The organism is Geotalea daltonii FRC-32 (genome assembly GCF_000022265.1).
GTDB classification, from domain to species: domain Bacteria; phylum Desulfobacterota; class Desulfuromonadia; order Geobacterales; family Geobacteraceae; genus Geotalea; species Geotalea daltonii.
Map to the genome: position 1 here is coordinate 82,972 of NC_011979.1, position 18,549 is coordinate 101,520.

The window sequence follows — 18,549 nt, forward strand, 5'->3', positions numbered from 1 at the left end:
GAGAGGGTTTTATTAAAGTCAAGAAGGGGCTGGACATTCAATGTCCAGCCCCTTCTTGTTTAATCATGTCTTATCAAGAAAATGCTGCTACTGAACCTTCCCTAAGGCCGCCTGTTTCACCGTTTTAACTCTCATTAATTCCGTCATCCGCGCCAGTGGTGTTTTATTCACTCGGGTTCCGTCATGGTAAAAAGTTACCAACTGGAGAGCGCCATCTTTGGCTGCCTTCATGGCAACATCGTCAGGAGTGAAGGTGGTCCGTCCCAGGGAGCGTTTGGTGGGCCACTCTACGCCGCTGTAGCTGAGATAGACCAGCTTGGAGCAGTAGACTCGCTCCTTGGACTCCACATCGAAGTTGAAATCGTACGGTTTACCAACCTGGCGCAGGGTCTGGATGACCGTTTTGGCCCGACTTTCCCTGGTCAATTCAGGCTTGCGCAGGGCGCCGAAGCTGTCGATGTTGAAGAAGTGGTCCAGGGTATTCATCTCCACCCCGGAACGGAGCGCCTCCACCACCAGCCGGCCTTGGCGGATCTGGTCGTGGTAGCGCTTCACAACCGGATTTTCCCAGATACCGAGCTCCTTCAGTTCCGTTTCGTTGCCGACCCAGACCGCCGCGTGGCCCCAATAGCCGGGGATCAACTTATCGGTAAGGCGGAAAGGAGTCTTTTCCAGCAGGATGTCTCCTGCCTGCAGGGTTGCCTTGACCTCTTCCAGCATCTCCGATTTGCCGTAAAGCTTGCCCTTGCGTGTTTCCACCAATCCGACCGCATTGCCGAAAAACATGCTGAACAGGTTCATGCCGCCGCGCTCGAAGGAGGATAACGTGTCGGTGGTGACGGCACCGAAAAAGCCGAGCTTTCTTCCGATGACATAGAGGGGGGACCATTTGCGAACCATGGTATAGGAGGGGCTCTGCTGGATCAGGGTAGAGACATATTCGATTTCAGAGCTTTTTGCCATTGAACGGTTGAGCCTGACCGATTCTTTTTCGTAAAACTTGATGGCCTTGCGCACCCGTTGCCGGTTGGCCACCGAATCGTAATGGAGGGTAACCTTGGCCAGGGCAGCGCTGTTTACGGCATAGCCCGGATCCCGCTCGTTGAGGAGCCGCCGCAGCTTGCTGTCTCCCTCGAAGAGGGAGATGGCAAGCAGATAATTGTCGTAGAGGACCAGGGCCGAGGAGAGGGAAAGCATGATTCCCTTGAGGCGCGCTTCAGGTGTAATGCCAAGCTGTGCCAGGTCTTTTTCCGATCTGTCCAGCCAGCACTCGTGTGACTCGGCTACGGCGAGTAGTTCCTTGCGCAGGGCAAGGTGTTCGACAATCCCCTGGTTGAGCAGGTCCAGGTCTTCGCCGGTCAGGGGCTTGCCCTGTTCCTGCTTGTTCTTGATGCTATTGCCCACTTTGATTGTCTCGGCCCGCAGCATCAGCGCCCGTTCTGCCAGGAAACGGAAATCGTTCAGTTCCTCCTGTAGCGTTTTTTCAACGGAGGCATTGGTGGTGCCATGGTTGCGTACGAGATGGTCTTTGCATATATCGGCTGCAAAGGCGGGAATGGAGAGAAAGAGGGTGGTTAACAGGGACAGGGCAGAGAGACGGTGCTTCATCAGACGATCTCCTTCATGCGGTGATGTATCCGTCATGCATCAGGACAGGACGGGGTCATTGCTTCAATTCACTACCATACCGGCGGATGAACTTCTTGAAATTGATCCAGATGTCGTTGAAGCCGAAGGCCTGCATCTCCTTTTCCGCTTCGGCCAGGGACCATTTGTCCACCTTCATCCGATAGGCGGCAACGACGATGCCGGTCCGGTCCTGGCCATGGCGGCAGTGGACGAAGATCGGCTGATTGGCAGGATCAGCCAGGAGCGCGACAACCCCGTCCACCTTCTCTTTCAGCCCATCCCGCGACATGGCAATGGGTACGGCGATGGCTCGCATCCCGGCAGCTTCCACCTGTGCTTTTTCGCTTTCACTGGTCCTGAGGTCGATCACGGTTTTGATCCCCATTTTTTTCAGGGTGGCATAGCCGTCGGCGCCGGGCTGGGCACCGCGGTAGATACCGGGTGCGATGTGGCCGACGTTGGTCAGACCGGGAAGGTTGGCAAGCCCCTCGGCGGCACGGGGGCTGGCAGGTGCAGACGCGACAGTCTGCCGGGCAAGGCCTGGGGTTCCGCCCAGGACGAGGCAGGAGACGATTAGCCAGGAAAAGGTCATTAGGCGGGCACAGGGGCGGTGGTGATTCAATCCGGGAAATCTCATGAGTCCTCCACGCATTGGGGTACCTTCATGTATCATAAGAGCCGTGCGGAGTGCCACCGTTTTTTCCGGCCGTTGCGAAAAAAACCTCAGTAAAATCTTTTTCATTTTCCTTTCCTTCTGATATCGACCGTGGTCATCAGTCCTTCCGGTGTGAAAGCCAGGCGGGCGTTGACCCTCTCCAGGGAGTTGACCAGGGAAAGTGTCTTCGACGACCGGTTGCCGGCGGCAGGCTGCTTGGGTTGCCAGACGTTGCCGTGGACCGTGCAGGTCACGGAGCCGCTCATGTCATCGATCATGTAGCGCCCGCCTGACGGGCAGTAGGGCTGGTAGCCGCGCAGTCCGGTCACGGTCGATTCAAGGCCCTCGGCCGGCACGCCGATGGTCTTGAGCAGGATGGATGCCAGGGGCAGGTTCTTCTGGCAGGCATGGCGCAGATCCTCCTGCCATCCCAGGCTGACGGTCTCCTCCAATTGTTTGAATGCGGAACGGTAGACCGACATCTCCATGTTCCCTTCCTGTTTGACCACTTTCTTCGCACTTCCTTTGGCTCCAGCATCCATCAGCTCAGTAACGATGTCGCGCCGCGAGGCGATCACCAGTCGATCGTCCACCACGGCGGAGTAGAGCCTCAGCTTTATGACCCACAGGTTGAACGCGGCCACATAAAGCGGTTTACCACGATGGTCCTCGATACTGTAGGTTTCGACGCCCAAATCATCACTGCGGCTATGGCGGGGGCCGAGTGCCCGAAACAGTTGGGGAATGGCGCGCGCTGCCTTTTGGGAGTCAGTGACTTTTACTGACATGTAGGTGGGGAGATTGAGGGCCGAGCCCAGATAGCCGATGACCAGAGGTTCCAGGGATGACCGCCCCATCTCCTGCCCCATGAGCCCCAGGGCGTTGTGCCCCGCGGAAAAGAGCACCTGGCCGTCGCAGAGATTGAGGGAAATTTCGTCCCCCAGCCAGCCCGTGGGGAGATTGCCCCGCTTGGACAGCTCATGGAGCGGCGTGAGGCCATTCAGCCACTCTGTTGACATGTGACCCCGCAGCGACAGGATGGTGCGCGGCAGGACCATGCTCTCGGTCAGCGTGCCGGGAGAGCGACCGGAGAAAGCGGCCAGGCCATCGTACCAGGAGTTCTCGATCAGCGGCAGGATGCAGGTCTGAATGCGGATGTCCTTGCCCATCTTCACTCGAATGCCGATCGGATCGAAGAAGCGGGTCCAGTAGCGGTTATAGTTTTCGACGAATGCCTTGTAGCGGGCAGCCTCCAGGGGGGTGACCGACACCAGCGGGAGTTCGTCGACCGGGGTGAGTACCCCCTGGCGGTTATGGAGCGAACAGTGCGGCTCGCCATGACCATCGATGTCGTAGTCGCCATGATCCGGACAGATGGTGGGATGCTCACCCAGGTAACCGCCATCCACGAGCTCCTTCATGGTTGGCTCGCGACGTTTCTCGGCCTTGAACCAGAGACGGGCATTGGCGATCAGCGCCATATTGCCGCTGCAGCGCATACGCCTGGCCTCTACGATCTTGGAGCGGGGACCGACCAGATTCCTGATATGGGCATCGGACAGGTAGATGAAGATGTCTTCGTCCTTGGCGTTTTGGGGGAAGATGGTGCGCATGTAGCGGAAATCTTCGGCCTGGGCCAGGGAGGGGAGCCGCCCGGCCAGGACGGCAGCGATTTTTTCGATCTCTTTCTTACTGGTGGAGACAATGGCGGTGTTGCCGACGATCAAGGCACAGGAGGAGACCCGCCTGTCGGGGGATACAACGGCGACGCCACGGTGGCCGCCGATGGCGAACGGGGAGCGAACTGCGCCTCGCTTGGCGACTGCCTCGGCATAATGCTTATCCAGCTGCTTGCGGAACCGGTCCCGGTCCTTCAGGGAAAACAGCACCGTGAAAGCGGTCCCCTCCTTGAGAAAGGGATCGCTGCCGGTAAAGGCCATATCCGCCACGACCCGGTCGCCGAACCAGCGGGTGAGTTGGCTGTTTTCCAGGCAGAGCTGGCTGCTTACCTTCCGGCGCACCTGGAAGTCCCTGGCGCTTGTCTCGACCTGGTGCAGCAGATTGCCCCCCCATTCGTCCAAGAGGTCGGCCAGCTCAATCTCTTTGTTGATGTCGGCAAAGAAGACTGCGTAGTGGTCTTGGGGAATGGCCGCCGCCAAGGGAGGCAGCTGGGGATTGCGACCCTGCAGCATATCCTGGAAGGGATGGGACTTGATCGTCGGGCCGCTCAGGCTGGAGAGCGGCAGCTCTGCCTCAGGTGCCGCTTCAGTCTTGAGGATTGCGTTCCGCTGTGCCGGGCTCTCAGGGCCGGTGCCCAGCAGTTCCAGCTGCAACGACTCCTGGATAGCGGCGGCGCCGGTAAAGACGCTGTATAGGTCAGGCGGCTCCCGCCGGAAACGTGCTGTCGCTTCGTTTAGATTTGGTGGCAGGCCGTAGCGCGGGGCGATGGCCAGGTTCCAGTAGTGGCTGAAGGAATCCTCCCCGTGGGGATCGGCCAGGGCGAGGCTTATCTGCTGTTGCTGGGCCCATGCCCGGCGCACTTCAGGATTTTCCTGGGGTGCGTCCGGGAGCTGGAAGGACAGCTTCACCAGAGGCCGGTGCGATTCGCCGGCTGTGCGGGCGGTGATGGTGAGCCGGATCGGGCCGCCATGGTCGTACCGGCCGGTAACGGTAAAGGTCCGCTCGGTAGCGCTCTCCGCTGGCGAATCCTCCGCGTCATCATCCCGGTCGGCTGGCGGCTTATTCTCATACTGAGCCTGGGCCGCAACCAGCCAGCAGTCCCCCGACTCCACCGTTACCCCCAGCCCCATGGGACCGGCCGGGGTATCCTTCGGCAGCGGGACCTGGAGGCGGAAATAGCCGTCATCGCCACTCCGATGAACCTCCGGGATGACGGGCTTCGTCGGGACCGTGGCGACACCGATTGCCGCCACCGCCGCAAGGGAAAAGCCGACAACAATGGGGATAATCAGTAACAGGGTGATTCTTTTCATAATAGTACCTCCTGACGCAGATCCTTTTTTCATTCTTGAGCCTAATGTTCCTCACGATGTGGCGGCACCGGCGAAAACCAGCCGATGACCAGAAGAAGGAGTCCGACGGCGACGAAGGAGACGATCCGTTCCACGGTGCCATGCCCGGCCAGGTCCACCAGGAACAGTTTCAGGACGGCCATGCCGAGGAGTGCTGCCCCCGCCAGCCAGGCTGCACGCAGTCCGCGTCGTGTGGCCGTGACCATGGTGCAGAGGGCCAACAGGCTCCAGAAGATGGCAAAAGCGGTCTGGGCCAGTCCCGAATGCAGCAGTGCCTCTGGGGTAAAGGGGATGCCGCGCCAGTGGTGCAGCGCCCGGGCAAGGATCGAATTGAGCCAGATAAAGATGGTCAAGGAGCCTGCAGCGGTCAGCACCGTGCGGTTGCCGTCCACGAGTTCGGCCAGGTGGGGTAGCTGCAGCAGACGCTTGATCCACAATAAGAGGGTGGTAAAGGTAGTAACTATAGCCAGGTCGAGGGGGTTAAGAATCGGCAGCCAGGGGAAGGGCCACGGATCACCACTGCATCCCAGTGACACAATCACTGCCCAACAGAGGGATACTACTGCCAGGGGCAAGGCCACGATGCCCAGGTACAGTTCTTCATGTTTTCGCAAAGGCCAGACAGACCTTTTGCCAGAGGTAATGCCAGCGAGCATGATGATGACAACGATACCCCGGCTGATGGTGAGCCAGCTGCCGGTTTTGCCGAAGAAGAAGTGCACCTGCCAGCCCAGTTCCCAGGTTGCCAGGTAAGCGGCCAACCAGACGGCACCGCCGTGGAGAAGGGTGCGGTTAATCGGCTGCAATTCATCCTCTTGCTGGTAAAGGAGCCACCAATGGGCGGCAAAGGCTGCCGGCCAGGCAAACCAGCCGCCGTGAGCCAATGGATGACGCGGCAGGTCGGGCAGGAGGAAACAGACCATGGCTGGCAGGAGCAAGAGGGGCGGGTAACTCAGGTCCTGCCAGGACAGGCGGCGCTGCAGGAGATGACAGGCCAGGCAGGAGGCGGTGACGAAGACCAGGCTGAAGCCATAGGCGAGATCGGCTGCAGTGTGAAGATGAATCTCGTGCAGACCGCCGGCGAACCACCAGATGAGCCCCCACGCGGTCAGCAGGTGTCCGAGGGGCTGCTCCCAGGCCGCTGCCTGCCGCTGGTGCTGCCGGATGGTCCAGGAGCTCAGGAGCCCTGCCATGCTGATCAGGATGCCGCCCAGGTACAGGCCGTTCAGTATGGGCAGGTAACCTGTGGATGAAGGGAGATCGGCGATAAAGGCGATACCGCCGGCAAACTGGAGGATGATACCCAGTGCCCGAGCCAACTGACGCTTCTGGCGGAACCCGACCCAGATCAGGGCCGCTCCCTCCACGGCCCAGGCTGCCGAGGTCCAGCGACCGTCAAAGGCGAGGGGCACGGCAAGGGTGAGGAAGACGGCCCCGAAGGTGAGGAAGGCATCGGCAAGGGTCCGCAGGCGGTCATCGCTCAAGAACAGGTACAGAACCAGATAAAGCATCCCTGCTGCTAAGGCGCTCCAGGCGAGCCCGTAGCGGAAATTTTCCACCAACCCCGCCTGCAGAGCAAAGGCGGCGATGGGGGTGCCGAAGACAAGGGTGCCGTCGACGATCCCCTTGAGCTCCGGTGGCTGGCGGAAGGCGAAGAGAACGGCAATCCCCACATAGATGAGGAAGAAGAGGATGAGGAACGGCTCTACCGTGGTGAAATGGGCGGGATGATAGAACTGGACCCCCCAGATGGTGCCCAGAACAAATGTATAGGCGAAGCCTGCCAGATTTAGGGGGCGCCACGAGCGATACCAGGCGATGCCGACAATAATGGCGTTGAGCACGGCATAATAGCCGAAGAGAAAGGCGGGGCTACCGGTGCCGATGGACGCCAGGAGCGGCGCGATGAAGCCACCCGAGATGCCGAACAGGGCCAGGGTGCGGGAACTCTGCACAACGGCCAGGGTGCCGCAGAGGCCGGAGATTGCCACCAGCAAGATGAAGGAGGCGGTGGGCGAAAGCAAGGCGAAGAGACGGAAGGCAGCGTAGGTGGTCAGGAAGAGAATGCCGATCCCGCCACCTTGTAGTGCCAGGGCATACTCAGCGCGACGGTCGCGCAACCGCCAGCCGGTGCCGAGAAGTGCCAGGCCCCCCATGGCGGTCAGTACGAGGCGCAACTCGATGGGGAAGTGGCCATGGGCTGCGGCATATTTGACCAGAAAGGAGACGCCGAAAAAGAGTATCACAATCCCCAACTTCACCAGCAGGTTGCCACCGGTAAAAAAGTTGGTGATGGCGTCCATGATCGGGGATGGTTCAGGTGGCGTCTCGGCGACATACACCGGCCGGGGCGGATGCACGGCAGGTGCAGGTTTCTGGACTGTTTGCGCAGCGGGTACAGGGCCCTTGACGGGTGGGGAGGCCTTTGCCTGAGCCGGTTCAAAACCGGGTGCCGCTGCCATGGGCATGGTTGCCTCGGCCGTTACCTTTTCCTGGCGCTGTGTATGCTCTGCTAGCTTGCGGCGCAGCCAGCCTACCTCCTTTTCCAGGGCCGCAAACTTCTCCCGCAGCTCTGTCAGGCTCCCCATTAGCCACCCAACACATGCACCGAAGATAGCGCCGGGAAAACGGTCCGTGGCCCCACCAATTACTGCGCCGATTAATACATAGAAAAGCGTAGGCATAAAATGCTCCTCCCTAGCGCAGCATGACGCCGGTTCCCAAAGCCCGCTCCATGGCTCTGCGGATGCGATGGTACGACAGGGGCCGATGGGCCAGCCTTCGCCGATGCAGCGTGTAAAAGAGGGTGGTGGAAAAAACCAGGGCTAAGAATGGGAGAACAGCGACGGCGATATGGACGAGTAATGATTTCATGGGTTACCTCCCTGTGATGCACTTGATGAAAGGTACATAGCAGGGAGGGTGCCAAGCTTTCTGGTTCTGCTAACTATCCGTTTTTCCTTTTCTTATTTGATTGGTGGTGGGGCTATTGATAGGGAGCTGATGAACATGATGTGCATTTTTTGTATGTATCCCATCATAAAATGTAGGCTAATTATCAATGACAAGAGGTGAGGTGGGCGGGGAACCATTTTCTTTTTCCCCGCCAGGGACCACTGGCGTTTTCTATCCACTACTTCAGCGTAATGTCACTGACGGTTAGTGTCCCGCTCTTGATGGTCAACACCGGGATGATTGCCGTTCCTGTAAGCGTAGTGAAGGATGAATCATACCCCCCCTGCAAGGTGAGGGAAACGGGCCTGTCCATTACCAGCGACTGGCCGAGGTTGAGATCCCGTGCCTTGATGATGCTCCCGTCCGGTGAGTCGGTAAGGGCTTCCTGGATATATGCGTAGCACGCGGAGGATACCATCGACCCGCATCCGTAATAGTAGGCATTGACCGAACGGTCTTCGCTCATTGTGAGCGTGCAGGTGGTGCCGTTGCTGCTGCAGGCGCCGCTCCAAAAACCGAAGTAGGAGGTGGCGCCGGGAGAGGCGGTGAGGGTTACTACGGTGTCTACGCCGTATGTCTGAGTACAGCCGCCGGAGGTGCAGGAGATGTCGGGGGAGGGCGAAGAATGGACATTGCCAATCGTGAGGGGGAAGTTGAGGCTCAGTACGGCGCTCGTCCTGGTGAAGGTCGCTGTAGCATTCTTTACCGCATCCATGACGACGGTACAGCTGCCCGTGCCGCTGCAGGCACCTGACCAGCCGGTGAAAGCGAAACCCTTGGCGGGGGTCGCAGAGAGGGTGACGGTCGTGCCGCTGTTGTACGTTCCGCTGCACGTCCCGGTAGAGCAGTTGATGTCAGGGGTTGGCGTGGAATGGACGGTGCCGCTGCCGGAAATTGTTACGTCCAGCGAATATGTGGGGACAAAGGTCGCGGTGACGGCGCATAACTGGTTTGTCGTTATTACGCAGGAGCCGCCGCCGCTGCAGGCACCCGACCAGCCGGTAAAGGCGTAACCGGGGGCGGGGGTGGCACTGAGGGTGACGGTGGTGACGCTATTGAATGTCTGACTGCAGGTGCCGATTGAGCAGGCAATGTCGGGTCCAGGCGAGGAGTGCACGCTGCCGTTCCCCCATATGGTGACGCTCAGGATATACGAAGGAATGAAGGTGGCGGTAACCATGCGCGGTTGGTCCATCGTTACCGAACATGCTCCAAAACCGCTGCAGGCACCGGTCCAGCCGCCGAAGCCGGAGTCAGTGCCGGGGGAGGCGGTCAGGGTTACAACGGTGTTGCGGGTATACGACTGGCTGCAGGTGCCGCCGGAACAATTTAGGTCGGGGGAGGGTGAGGAATTGACGGTGCCGTTGCCGACCACGGTAACTCCAAGGGGCTGTGACGGCTCGTTCGCATCATAAACCATAAAGCTGGCGGTTTTAACTGCGTTCCAGCTCCCCTCCTTACGGCCGCTAAAATCGCGGGCCAGGAAGGAGATGGTGTAATTCCCGAGGGTCGTGGGGGTCCAGTGCAGGGTGCCGGTCCCGTTGCCGTTGTCGGTAAATGTGGCCCCTTCGGGAAGTGCTGTTGCGGCGTCGGGCCAGGTCCCCCCGACGGCTGAAATATCCACTTTGTCCCCTTCGGGATCGGCGGCGGTCATCGTCAGCGAAAAGAGGGAGTTCAGTGCGACCGCCGTATCGCTCACCCCTCCGACTGTGGGAACGTCGTTGCGCACCATGACGAGCGGGTCCGCCCACCACTGGACATGTCTTGTCCCAAAGCTCGGCCACATATTGTTGGTCGCCCCGGCGACGTAGTTGCTCGCGTAGAACGAGGTGGTGGCGGTAGCAATGTCGTAGGAGTAGAGATTTAATTTGGTCTCCCCGGTCTCGGAGCCGAAGGCGCTGAAAATGATGCTCGTCCCGTCAGTGGCATATGAGTATGGATGGGACGCATCGGTAACGTGGGTCTCCTGCTTCGTGATCTTGTTGAAGACATACATCGGGTACGTGAGGTTAAATTCGTTCTCCTCGGTCCAGACCACCACCCCTGAACCATTAAGGGCCTGTCTCACCGATCCGGCACCTCCCCCAACGACAGTCTTCACCACCTCGTTGACCCCTGTGCCCAGGTCGGTGAGGTTGATGGTGACGTCGTTGTTGCTTCCTCCCGGATACCACATGTTGGTGACCACGCTGTTGTCCTTCAGGTACACCCCCGACTGGGAAGGATCTCCCTGGGGCATGGCGTATTCCTGGGACAGGGTGTGAGTGTTCACATCGTAGACGTAGACCAGCAATCCATAGAATGCGGCGCGCCCCTGGTTGAGGAGAATCTTGCCGTTATCATAGGAAAGGATCGGGTAGAAAAAAGAATCCTCCACGACCAGTTCCCCTGTGGGGGAGATGGATCCCACACTCGTCTTGCCGTAGCTGTAATTCGTTTCGTACCAGACGATCTTGCCCCCGGTGAGGAAAATTTGATCGATCCACGCCCCTGTCTTCGTCGGGTCGGGGTAGATGGTGATGAGCCTGTTCGTGGCCCCGTCGTACACCTTGCCGATGTCGCGCTTCGTGCCGCTCTCCTGCTGCTGCGGTTCCGTTTCGATCCAGGAGAACCTGTCCCCCTCCGACTGAGGACCCCTCTTGCCGAGCTGACCCGTCGCCAGGATGTAAAACTTCGGGTCCTCCTTGAAAAAGAGGATCTCCTTCACGTCGGTGAACACCTCATTATCCGTAGTCGTCACTTCGAGCTTGAGGAGGTAACTCTTCCCTGCCTGGAACAGCTCCGTGCTGAAGGTGGCCAGTACGCCTTCCGTTACCGCCTCGGTGGATTCCGATCCGAGGGGCTGCCATGAGCCAACGGTGGGGGTGTACGGGGTCTGCCCGAGGACCTTGTCGATGGGGGCGTAGAAGAGACGATACCCGGCGAACTTCGTGCCGTAGGCGTCTCCTTGTACGGTGACGGTTCCCGGCTTGGTTACGTTGACCGACTTCATCGGTGAGGTGATCCGCACCCGCGGCACCGAGGTGACCGCCACCGCTTTTTTCGCGTTCAGGCGTCCTGTGCCGCTCAACAGGTCAAAGCCTGTGGATTCCATATCGTCAGCAGATACCCGCAGTGCCTGTGAAACATCGTCGGGGGTGAAGGTCGGATGCGCCGCCAGCACAAGGGCAGCGACACCCGAAGCGTTGGGGGCCGCCATGGAGGTGCCCCTGGCGCGGTAATAGTACGTGTCGACGATGCAGAGCCCGTCCTTATACAGGTCGGTGGAACCTGCCCTGAGGGAAAGGATGTTTCGCCCGATACGGTTTGAGGAAGTATCGTCGCTGCCGCCTCCCGGCGCCGCCACGTCAATGAGAGGGCCAAGGTTGCTGAAATAGCTCCGCGAATCCACTTCGGAGCTCGCCGCGACGGTAATCACGTTGTTCGACTGGTTCTGCGGCGAGTAGAGGGTGACATCTGCCTGGCTGTTTCCGGCGGCAAAGACGACGACGGCGCCGAGACCCCGGGCGTAGGCCACTGCATCCTCGGCAACGGCATTGGAGCTGCACGGACTGCTGCACCCCCAGCTGTTGTTGATGACCTCGGCCCCGTTATACGCCGCGTATTTGATTGCCGCGGCAAGCCCTGCGGAACTACCGCTCCCCGTGTCGCTCAACCCCTTTACCGCCATGATCTTTGCCAGCGGTGCCACACCTACGATCCCCGTATTGTTGTCCCCCACCGCGGCGATCGTCCCAGAAACGTGGGTACCGTGACCGTGGCCGTCCATGGGATCGTTGTCGTTGTTATAAAAGTCCCACCCACGCACGTCGTCCACATAGCCGTTGCCGTCGTCGTCGATGCCGTTGCCCGGGATTTCTCTGCTGTTGGTCCAGATGTTCGTTGCCAGGTCCACATGGTTGTAATCGACCCCTGAATCAACGACGGCGACGACGATCCCCGCTCCCTTGGTCACATCCCACGCATCGGCCATCTGCATCTTCTTCAGTCCCCAGAGATCGTCATATCCCTGCCCCCAGCTGCTGAATGAGGCATAGAAAGGATCGTTGGGGATCCATTGGGCTTCCATTCGGAAGTTCGGTTGGCAGTAGGCGATGCTCGGATCACGGGAATAGGCGGCGCACGCCACGTTCACGTCCGTCTCAGGGTCGACCTCGACACGATATATGGAGCCCAGGTAGGGAAGGTCAGGGCCAGGAGCACCCGGCGGCAATCCCTTCTTTTTCAGCCGCTCTTCCCGAAGTGCCGCAACGTCCTTCCTGAACTTCTCCCGTTGCCGGCGGTGCCGGAGTTCCGCCGCCCCTGCATCCATCCGTCCGGAAGCGTTTAACGCGGGGGCCTCGCCAAAGACCCTGTGCATGGCCTTTACCTTGTACCGACTGTTTAGCCTATCCAGGTTGCCGTCCCCGGTGACGGGGGCGAACGGCTGTCCCCCCTTCACCAGGTCGGCGGCGACCGCACCGACCGATGCGTCATCCCTGAACTTCAATATCAGCTCACCCTGCAGATGGTCCTGTCTTGGCTGGTTGTCGGGGAAGAGCAGGAAGGGGGCCCTCCCCCGTGTTGCCTGCACGGGAGCATCCTCCAGAGTTAAAGCAGAGCTTGTGGCGGGAAAAGCAATGAAGGAGGCAACAATGGCTGCTACGAAAAAGACTTGAGGAAGAATGCTATCGGGGCGCATGTCATCTCCTTACAGTGAAGATAATGAAATATCTGGGCTATTTAACGGGGCAAGGCTGCCAGGTGGAGGGGGCATAAATCTTATTCGCTGTATCAGCCACGGCGATTTCGCCAGCAATCTTCCCTATTCTCAGGGTCCGGTTCACATCCGAGTGCCTCGAGTTGGAAGTAGGGAGGGGAAGCTGAAGGATCTGTTGTGCATTTATTGTATATGTACCAGTCATAAAATGTAAATAATTCTTTAATTGTGAGGTAAGGTGGGGTGTACTATCTCTTCAACCCAGGCAGATTGGCACTTTCCGTCATTGATTCGTAGATGAACTGGGCGAACGGTTTTAAATCACCACGAGAAGTAGCTGCATCGAGAGCAGTCATATATTCCTTTCGTCTTTCCACATTTAGTACTGTCCATGGGAAGCCTCCGGATGCAAACATCACATTCATCAAGAACCGGCCAAGCCTACCATTTCCGTCCATGTAAGGATGGATATAAACGAAAATAAAGTGACCTAGAACTGCACGAACCGCGGCACTTGCTTCAGATTTCAGCAGGTCGCAAAGTTCGGGCATCATCTCCCGCACAGCTTCTTTGGAAGGAGGTACATGCGCCGCATTCTTTATATAAACCGGATAATTTCTATATCCTGCCAAATCCGCCGGCCGAAGTAACCCGGCTGTGACACTGGGTTCCCATAGCTTTCGATACCATGTGGCGTGATCCACCCGGTAGGCTTCACCTGGATTAACACCAGAAAATATTTTTCTTATTGTTTCTTTGACCTCATTGTGCGCAAGCCAGTATCCCCGAGCAGCCATAGCGTTTTTAGCTTCCGAATCGGAGGCATTGACCTCAGGTCTCCAGTCGCCATTTGCAACCCGAAGTATAAGGTCATCGGAGACGCGATACCCTTCGATGGAGAGTGAATGATACGCATCATTCTTATATATGATCTCTAGATTTTCCATGAACTTCTCGATGCTTGCAGGAGGGCCTGGCTCTTTAGGGAAAGTGGTTAAAACAGTATCGCGCATTTCTTTCCACATTAAGCGTATTCGAAGCACATAGGGAGATTGAGCTCTTTCAAACTTCAGCTCAGGAGTGACAACTGAAAATGGGTTGGTTTCTGCAACTGTATATCCTGCAGCACGTAATGTATTTATTAGCTCTTCTCCTGATTCTTCTCTCCCTATTACGCGGAGAGCTCCTGCGAGACGGCCGGCTATAGAGCTATGTCCCCCCTCCAAAAGATCACCAAATAGCTCCGATGGGTCAAGCTGATGTAGAGCGATTTGGGCATCCCGTGGGAAATTTTTAAAAAACGCTTCAGATACACGGATGAGTGCGAGGGTAAGTGGCATTACACGAATGCCGCCAATTATCTGCTTCCTCTGCTCAGGCCATTCCTCGTTTTTACGGTAATCAAGTATCGAACATCCTGCTGGTAACTGGATCACGCCATTGGTGGCTTTAGGCGAATAAATGGTTACCTGATTGGGAGTTATGGTATTTCCTGCGTGTAACAATATTGAGTATTCAGGGGAAGCATGCCATTTATCTCCAAATCGGTCATCGCAGTACTCCCTGATGAAGTCTTTCGCAACTGCATACCATGATGTTGTATCTCCCGGATCTTCATCCGGACGAGAAGGCATATACCACCCTCTAATTATCTGCCTCAAGAAACCGTTTTTGAGGAGTGCTTCCCGTTGCAACCGCGTTAAATCACCTGTTTTGATGACAGTTTTGCCCGAATCTTGCAGCTTCTTTAACGCCTTAAGCGCTTCAGCGAGTTGTCGTTGTGCAGGACTTACTTTCACTTGTTCCTCGGGGTCTTTCCGGTTTGCATACTTGAGATAAAGAAAATATTATCAAAAAATATGGATACATGTTGTAATAAAAATATGATTTCATGTAAAGATAAAAATATGGTTTGATGACATGCCAATTATATGAAATGATGCTCAGTGGCGGCGGAGCCTTGACAGCCAATTGCTACCTCCTTATCCCTTTGGACTGTCGTTTCACCGTCATACAGCACCACTCCGGTCGTCTGATTGCAAATATCGGTGTTGCCGCTCTTTAGTTTACGCATAGATAGCCAGCTTCTTGCGGATTCACTTTATCGTGGATTTGCAAGAAATTGAGTCTCAGCCTGTATTCCGGTGCAAACACAAATTTACCCATAAATACCCAACTTTTAGCCACCCAGCGCCGTCAGCGCTATCTCCTTCAACCCCTTCAGATCCAGCTTACCGCTACCCAGCATGGGCAGGTCCTCCACCGCCACATAGCAATCACGCCCCGGTTTCCACAGGTTGGGAATGTTGCTTTCGGCCAGCAGCCGGTGCAGGGTTTCCCCGTCAGCCGCATCCTTGGCATAGACCACTACCAGTTTCTCCCCCTTCTTTTCGTCTGGCACGGCGGTTACCGCCAGCACCTGGGTCTGCCCGAGGCGGCCGTGCAGCTCATCCTCCACCACGCCGTGGGGGACCATCTCGCCGCCAATTTTGCTGAAGCGGCTCATGCGGTCGGTGATGCGGATGAAGCCGTCATCGTCCATGATGCCGATGTCGCCGGTGACGTACCAGCCGTCCTTCACCACCTGGGCAGTCTTGTCCGGCTGTCCAAGGTAGCCGTGCATGACATTTGGCCCCTTGACCAGGATCAGTCCCGGCTCGCCCGGCTTCAAGGCAGTCCCGCTGTCCGGATCGACTACGCGGATGGCGACACCGGGGATGGGATGGCCGACGCTCCCCTCCTTGGAGCCATGCTGGGCAACGCCGTCTATCTTCACATCGGGGAGGCTGAGGGTGATGACCGGGGAGAGCTCCGTTGCCCCATATCCCTCCAAAGGACGGATGCCGAAGCGCTCTTCGAAGGAATCGGCCACCTTGGCTTTCAATTTCTCAGCGCCGGTAATGACCAGGCGCAGGGAGGCAAAATCCTCTTTCTTTGCCCGGCGTAAGTAAGCGAGGAGAAAGGTGGGGGTGGCGATGAGCAGGGATGAGCGGTGTTCCCGGACCACCTGGGCGATCTTTTCACCATCCATGGGATTGGGATGGTAGGCGGCGGAAAAGCCGCTGAGGAGCGGCAGCCATAGGGTGCCGGTGAAGCCCAGGGAGTGGAAGAAGGGGAGGGCCGAGCAGATATTGTCGTTGAGGTTGACGCGAAAGACCATGCGCAGTGCCTCGATGTTGGACATGATGTTGTGGTGGCTGAGCATGACCCCCTTTGGCTCGCCGGTGCTGCCGGAGGAGAAGATGACGGTGGCGGTCCGGTCGGCATGGAAGCCTTGGCGGTTGCAGAGCAGGCGAGGGGGCAGCAGCCGGCCGCGGATCAAGGCCTGCAGCTTTTCACCCTTGGAGATGGTGGGGGCGATATCATCGAGAAAGAGCATGCCTTCCACTTGCGGCAGCGTGGGGAGCTTTTCCAGGAATGCTCGGGAGGTGACGATGGTGGTGATGCCGCACTGGGCGATGGCCGACCTGAGGGATGCTTCGGCGGCGGTGTAGTTGAGATTGACCGGCACCCGCCCCAGCAGGGAGAGGGCCAGGTTGGCCAGCGCTCCGCCGGCCGATGGCGGCAGCAGCAGCCCCACGTATTCTGCCTCGCCGATGCATTTATCAAGCTTGCCTGCCAGGGCCAGGGCACCTGCCAGGGTCTCGCCGTAGCTGAGCTCTTTGCCGGAGGTATCCGAAACGGCATGCCGTTTCCAGTTCTGCTTGGCGGCAAGGACGAAGTACTCGGCCAGTGGCTTGCGTTCGGCCTTGCGGGAATTGAAATAGTCGCAGGAAAGCTCCATGACCGCCTGTCGTACCTCAAGGGCGGTGCTGGTTGCGGGCATGGGGGTGCCGAAGAGGATCGAGACCTGATAGGGTGCCAGGGCCGGCGGACGGGAGAGCAGCTTACCGTGGGCGTAACTGAGGATGCTTCCCCAGGCGCCGCCTATGTAAACCGGGATCACCGGATAGCCGCTGTCCTTGACAATCCGCTCGAAACCGCCGCGGAACTCACGCAGCATGCCGTTCCTGGTCAACGCACCTTCGGCGAAGATGCAGACCATGTAGCCGTCGTCAAGGGCGGTGCGCGCCCTCTTGATGAACTCCACCATCTCCTTCCTGCCGTCTTTCGAGGAGACCGGAATCACCCCCATCATCCGGAACAGCCAGCGCAACAGGGGAGTGTTGTAGATGCGCCGTTCCATGACGAAGCGGATGCGCCGCTGGCAGGTGGCGGAGAGCAACAGGGCATCCACCCAGGTGACGTGATTGGGTATGAGCAGCGCCGGTCCTTCCACCGGGAGGTTTTCAGCGCCGATAATACGCAGTCGGTAAAAAATGCGCATGGTGACCAGACCCATGAAGCGGAGCAGGAAGTCGGGGAGGAGCCAGAGGGTGATGATGGTCAGCGCCAGGGTCATGATGCCGATAACGCTGAAGCCCTGGGCCGCGGAAAGCTGCAACGGACCACTGAAGAGCCAGGTGAGGGCGGAGGCGAGGAGGATGCCGACCCAGTTGATGAAGCTGGAGGCGGCCAGTACTTCCCCCCTCTTGTCCGGCTCGGCCCGGAACTGGATGAAGGTCTGCAGCGGCAGGCTGAACAGCCCGGCGCTGATGCCGAAAAGCACGAGGATGAAAACGCAGGAGGCGATGGTGGAAGGGACGGTATGGAGCAGAATGGCCGAGGCAGTCAGGCCGATGGCGCCGATGGGGACGATGCCGAATTCCACGTCGCGCCCGGAGAGTTTAGCCGCCAACAGTGAACCGCCGCCGATGCCAAGTGCCGCGGCAAGAAAGAGATAGCCGCTGCCCGCTTCGGAGAGTCCCAGCTGCTGCATGCCGTAGCTGATCAGGTTGAGCTGGGCGAAGGCGCCGACAAACATGAAATAGGCAAGGCCGATGATCGCCAGCATCAGGTCCCGGTCGTGGCGGACGGCCAGCACGGTGCGCAGGATTTCAGAGGGGAAGAGGGAGACCTTTCGGCTGGCGTCCTCCTGGCGGGTGGTCTCAAGTCGGGAGGCTGATGCCAGCCCTACCAGGGCCACCACAAGGCATACCAGCGCTGCAATCCAGAAACGTCCGCCGGTCGCCTGGGCCAGGACAGAGGCCAAGGCGGTGCCGACAATGATTGCCAGATAGGTAAATGACTCGATCAAGCCATTGACCCGGGACAAGTCGTCGCGGGAGGCTATTTCCGGGATGATGCCGTATTTGGCCGGTGCAAAGAAAGCACTGTGGGTTGCCATGAGGAAAACGACGGCATAGAGCCCCCATTCAAGCTTGAAGGCAAAAGCGACTACCGCTAAAAGGGTCACCGCCACCTCGATTGCCTTTATGATCTTGATCAGACGGGACTTGTGCAGACGGTCGGCCAGGCAACCGGCGGGCGCGGAAAAGAGGAGGAAGGGGAGGACGAATGCAGCGCCGACACAGGCGGTGATGACTCCGGCCTTGGCAACGCCCTGGCTGCCGATCAGGAAAAAGATGATGAGCAGCTTGAGGATATTGTCGTTCAGGGCGCCGAGAAATTGGGTGGTGTTGAGCCAGAGCAGGGATTGGTGTTTTTCATGGGAAGTCATGGCAGTCTCCGTATCGAGG

At 58.3% G+C, this 18,549-nt stretch carries 9 protein-coding genes; all 9 read right to left on the minus strand.

Annotation, left to right across the window (positions count from 1 at the left end):
* Positions 1 to 87: 87 nt before the first annotated feature.
* Positions 88 to 1,608 carry a YiiX/YebB-like N1pC/P60 family cysteine hydrolase gene (locus GEOB_RS00340; protein ID WP_012645173.1) on the minus strand — a complete coding sequence of 507 codons (1,521 nt, stop codon included), beginning with the start codon at positions 1,606 to 1,608 and terminating at the stop codon, positions 88 to 90.
* 55 nt (positions 1,609 to 1,663) lie between these two features.
* Positions 1,664 to 2,266, minus strand: coding sequence for a fused DSP-PTPase phosphatase/NAD kinase-like protein (locus GEOB_RS00345; RefSeq protein WP_012645174.1), 603 nt, complete (start codon positions 2,264 to 2,266; stop codon positions 1,664 to 1,666).
* A 101-nt stretch (positions 2,267 to 2,367) separates the two neighbouring features.
* Positions 2,368 to 5,277, minus strand: a complete 2,910-nt coding sequence (locus GEOB_RS00350; RefSeq protein ID WP_012645175.1) for a hypothetical protein — start codon at positions 5,275 to 5,277, stop codon at positions 2,368 to 2,370.
* Positions 5,278 to 5,318: 41 nt separating this feature from the next.
* Positions 5,319 to 8,000: a DUF2339 domain-containing protein gene (locus GEOB_RS00360; protein ID WP_012645176.1), complete on the minus strand. Its 2,682-nt coding sequence runs from the start codon at positions 7,998 to 8,000 to the stop codon at positions 5,319 to 5,321.
* Between the two features lie 13 nt (positions 8,001 to 8,013).
* A complete protein-coding gene (locus GEOB_RS20015) occupies positions 8,014 to 8,190 on the minus strand; it encodes a hypothetical protein (RefSeq protein ID WP_012645177.1) in 177 nt (58 codons plus the stop codon).
* Between the two features lie 259 nt (positions 8,191 to 8,449).
* The gene (locus GEOB_RS19145; protein WP_012645178.1) at positions 8,450 to 12,952 is read right to left on the minus strand and encodes a S8 family serine peptidase; all 4,503 of its coding nucleotides are present in this window, start codon (positions 12,950 to 12,952) and stop codon (positions 8,450 to 8,452) included.
* A gap of 266 nt (positions 12,953 to 13,218) precedes the next feature.
* Positions 13,219 to 14,769: a Fic family protein gene (locus GEOB_RS00370; RefSeq protein WP_012645179.1), complete on the minus strand. Its 1,551-nt coding sequence runs from the start codon at positions 14,767 to 14,769 to the stop codon at positions 13,219 to 13,221.
* 128 nt (positions 14,770 to 14,897) lie between these two features.
* Positions 14,898 to 15,044: a hypothetical protein gene (locus GEOB_RS20255; protein ID WP_012645180.1), complete on the minus strand. Its 147-nt coding sequence runs from the start codon at positions 15,042 to 15,044 to the stop codon at positions 14,898 to 14,900.
* A 105-nt stretch (positions 15,045 to 15,149) separates the two neighbouring features.
* Complete coding sequence (locus GEOB_RS00375) at positions 15,150 to 18,530, minus strand: acyl-[ACP]--phospholipid O-acyltransferase (RefSeq protein WP_012645181.1); 3,381 nt, start codon at positions 18,528 to 18,530, stop codon at positions 15,150 to 15,152.
* Positions 18,531 to 18,549: the final 19 nt, after the last annotated feature.

What these genes read in the sequence shown, in the direction of transcription:
- GEOB_RS19145 (WP_012645178.1), bottom strand. Translation starts at nt 12,952, where the DNA reads ATGCGCCCCGATAGCATTCTTCCTCAAGTCTTTTTCGTAGCAGCCATT.
- GEOB_RS00345 (WP_012645174.1), bottom strand. Translation starts at nt 2,266, where the DNA reads ATGAGATTTCCCGGATTGAATCACCACCGCCCCTGTGCCCGCCTAATG.
- GEOB_RS00375 (WP_012645181.1), bottom strand. Translation starts at nt 18,530, where the DNA reads ATGACTTCCCATGAAAAACACCAATCCCTGCTCTGGCTCAACACCACC.
- GEOB_RS20015 (WP_012645177.1), bottom strand. Translation starts at nt 8,190, where the DNA reads ATGAAATCATTACTCGTCCATATCGCCGTCGCTGTTCTCCCATTCTTA.
- GEOB_RS00340 (WP_012645173.1), bottom strand. Translation starts at nt 1,608, where the DNA reads ATGAAGCACCGTCTCTCTGCCCTGTCCCTGTTAACCACCCTCTTTCTC.
- GEOB_RS00350 (WP_012645175.1), bottom strand. Translation starts at nt 5,277, where the DNA reads ATGAAAAGAATCACCCTGTTACTGATTATCCCCATTGTTGTCGGCTTT.
- GEOB_RS00360 (WP_012645176.1), bottom strand. Translation starts at nt 8,000, where the DNA reads ATGCCTACGCTTTTCTATGTATTAATCGGCGCAGTAATTGGTGGGGCC.
- GEOB_RS20255 (WP_012645180.1), bottom strand. Translation starts at nt 15,044, where the DNA reads ATGCGTAAACTAAAGAGCGGCAACACCGATATTTGCAATCAGACGACC.